At 67.2% G+C, this 2,317-nt stretch carries 6 protein-coding genes; all 6 read left to right on the top strand.

All coding sequences use genetic code 11. The features are described 5' to 3' along the window. Positions 1 to 245, top strand: a 245-nt coding sequence (locus AC2VLV_RS10785) for a 2-C-methyl-D-erythritol 4-phosphate cytidylyltransferase (protein ID WP_486989987.1), incomplete at its 5' end; no start/stop codon positions are given. Further along, positions 242 to 724 (top strand): 2-C-methyl-D-erythritol 2,4-cyclodiphosphate synthase, encoded by a 483-nt coding sequence (gene ispF, locus AC2VLV_RS10780; protein WP_486989986.1) that lies wholly within the window; start codon positions 242 to 244, stop codon positions 722 to 724. The genes AC2VLV_RS10785 and ispF, both read left to right, overlap by 4 nt. Before the next feature lie 14 nt (positions 725 to 738). After that, positions 739 to 1,203, top strand: coding sequence for a DUF192 domain-containing protein (locus tag AC2VLV_RS10775; protein WP_486989985.1), 465 nt, complete (start codon positions 739 to 741; stop codon positions 1,201 to 1,203). A gap of 113 nt (positions 1,204 to 1,316) precedes the next feature. After that, positions 1,317 to 1,652, top strand: coding sequence for a hypothetical protein (locus AC2VLV_RS10770; RefSeq protein WP_486989984.1), 336 nt, complete (start codon positions 1,317 to 1,319; stop codon positions 1,650 to 1,652). Continuing rightward, positions 1,649 to 1,882 (top strand): hypothetical protein, encoded by a 234-nt coding sequence (locus AC2VLV_RS10765; RefSeq protein WP_486989983.1) that lies wholly within the window; start codon positions 1,649 to 1,651, stop codon positions 1,880 to 1,882. The genes AC2VLV_RS10770 and AC2VLV_RS10765 overlap by 4 nt, the downstream gene beginning before the upstream one ends. A 14-nt stretch (positions 1,883 to 1,896) precedes the next feature. Continuing rightward, positions 1,897 to 2,317, top strand: a 421-nt coding sequence (locus AC2VLV_RS10760) for a twin-arginine translocation signal domain-containing protein (RefSeq protein WP_486989982.1), incomplete at its 3' end; no start/stop codon positions are given.

Here is a 2,317-nt window from a genome sequence, read left to right as displayed (position 1 = left end):
GGGGGCAACAATCCCCGCCGCCGGGCCGCCCCAAGGCGGGGGCAGCCCCCTTGGGGGGCAGCGAGCGCGCAGCGGGAGCGTGGGGGCAACAATCCCCACCTACTGACGAAGCCGGCGCGATGGAGCGCCAGGGCGCGCACCCGCTGCTGGTCACCGGCGCGGCGTGGAATTTCAAGATCACCTATTCCCCCGACCTCGAACTCGCGCAGGCCTTGCTCGCCGCGCGCGCAGGAGTATCGACATGACGCAAATCCGCATCGGCGAGGGCTACGACGTCCACGCCCTCGTTCCCGGCCGCAAGCTCATCATCGGCGGCGTGACGATTCCTTATCACCTCGGCCTGCTCGGCCATTCCGACGCCGACGTGCTGCTGCACGCCATCACCGATGCCCTGCTGGGCGCGGCTGGGCTGGGCGACATCGGCCAGCACTTCCCCGATACCGACGTGCGCTTCAAGGGCGCCGATTCGGGCGAACTGTTGCAGCAGGCGCGGCAAAGCGTGCTGGCGCAGGGCTGGACGATCAGCAATGTGGATTGCACCGTGATCGCGCAGGCGCCCAAGCTGGCGCCCCATCGCGACGCCATCCGCGAGCGCATCGCCGCGCTGCTTGAGCTCGATGTCGCGCAGGTCAACGTCAAGGGCAAAACCACCGAGCGGCTCGGTTTTGTCGGCCGCGGCGAGGGCATTGCGGCCAGTGCGGTCTGCCTGTTGCTGCGAAACTGAAACCAGGAGCGACCATGACTTGGGGACGTTTTCTACGCATTTTTGTTTTTTTATTCGGGCTGTCCGTCGTCACTCCGCTGTGGGCCGCGCAGCCCGAGGTCAATACCGGCCTGCCGCTCGTGCGGCTGCAGATCGGCGGCCACACCCTCACCGCCGAAGTGGCTTCTACCCCCGAGCAGCAGCAGACCGGGCTGATGAACCGCCGCAGCCTGTCCGCGAATCGCGGCATGGTGTTTGTGTTTGCCGAGTCTCAGCCGGTTTGCATGTGGATGAAAAACACGCTCATTCCCCTGTCGGTTGCCTTCATCAAAACGGACGGCCGCGTTGTCAACATCGCCGACATGCAGCCGCAGACCGAAGACGTGCACTGCGGCCAGACCGATGTGCGCTATGCGCTGGAAACACCGCTGCACTGGTTTGCGCAGCACGGCATCCGGCCGGGTGCTCGCGTGCTGGGGCTGCCCGCACCAAGCCGCTGACGCGATACAAGCGGTGACAACTGCGTGCGGCGCAGTTGTCACCGGGCAGGCAAGACTTTCGTTGATTCGACACGGCCGCCATTCTTATCGTCGAATTTCAAAGGAAGTCCATCATGCACTCTTTTCTGCGTCCCGCGATACGCGGGCTACTGTTTTCCAGCGTCTTGCTTGCTGCGCCGCTGGCCATGGCCGAAACACCCTGGCAGGCCGCCCATCCGGCGCGTGCTGAAGTGCTCCAACGCGCCAATCATCTCGATCACCGCATTGCCTATGCAAGGTGGACCGGCTCCCTCGCGCCCTGGCGGGCCGCCGCGCTGCAACACCAGGTGGCGCAGGTGCGCTGGCGGCAGGACGCGCTGGCGCGACGTCAGGGCGGCGCGCTGGTGCGTTCCCAGTATTGGGCGCTGAACCGTCAGGAAGACGCCATCAGCCGGGAGATCGCGCCATGACGCGCGCCATGAAAGCCTTGGTGCAGGCCGCACGCTCGCGCCGCCTGCAACTGGTTTCAGCGGCGGTCGCAGGGAGTCTGCTGCTCGGCGGGTGTTATGTGGCGCCTCTTGCCCCGGCGCGGGTTTCCGGTGCGGTGATCGTGCGGCCGGAGGGCGGCGGCTGCTGGCATCACGGCTGGCGCGGCCCCTACGGCGCCTGGCATCCCGGTCATTGGGGCGTGTGCGGCTGAACGGAGCGTCGATCATGGAACATCGTTTGCACGCTGCCGGGCGGCTGTCGCGCCGCCGCTTCATCGGGGGGCTTGGCGCTGCGGGGCTGGGCTTGTGGGGTTTGGCGCCGGCTGCTCTGTCGCAAACTTTGCAGACCGCAGGCGAGGCCGGCCTCGCCGGGCTGGACGCCGCTGCGCAGGCCTATCCGGTGACCTTTCTCGACCGGGTGAGCTGGGGCGCCAGCGCGGAACAACTGCAGGCGCTATCCCGCCTGGGTGCCACGGCCTATCTGGACCTGCAACTGCGCGTTCAGCCCGATGCAGCGCTGCCGTCCGATCTGGCGGCGCAGCTTGCCGCCTTGCCGGTGAACCAGCCGCTCGAAGCGCTCATTCCGCCGATCGTGCATGAAGAACGCGCTCTGCGCCAGGCCCGCAAGAATGACCCGCAGGCCGCTG

It is taken from the genome of Thiomonas sp. TH-17 (genome assembly GCF_057473305.1).
The sequence above is the reverse complement of the archived record's forward strand: the minus strand, read 5'-3'. Positions and strand labels throughout refer to the sequence as shown.

Bases quoted from the DNA above. Each gene is read 5' to 3' on its own strand.
- ispF (WP_486989986.1), top strand. From the start codon at position 242: ATGACGCAAATCCGCATCGGCGAGGGCTACGACGTCCACGCCCTCGTT.
- AC2VLV_RS10775 (WP_486989985.1), top strand. From the start codon at position 739: ATGACTTGGGGACGTTTTCTACGCATTTTTGTTTTTTTATTCGGGCTG.
- AC2VLV_RS10770 (WP_486989984.1), top strand. From the start codon at position 1,317: ATGCACTCTTTTCTGCGTCCCGCGATACGCGGGCTACTGTTTTCCAGC.
- AC2VLV_RS10765 (WP_486989983.1), top strand. From the start codon at position 1,649: ATGACGCGCGCCATGAAAGCCTTGGTGCAGGCCGCACGCTCGCGCCGC.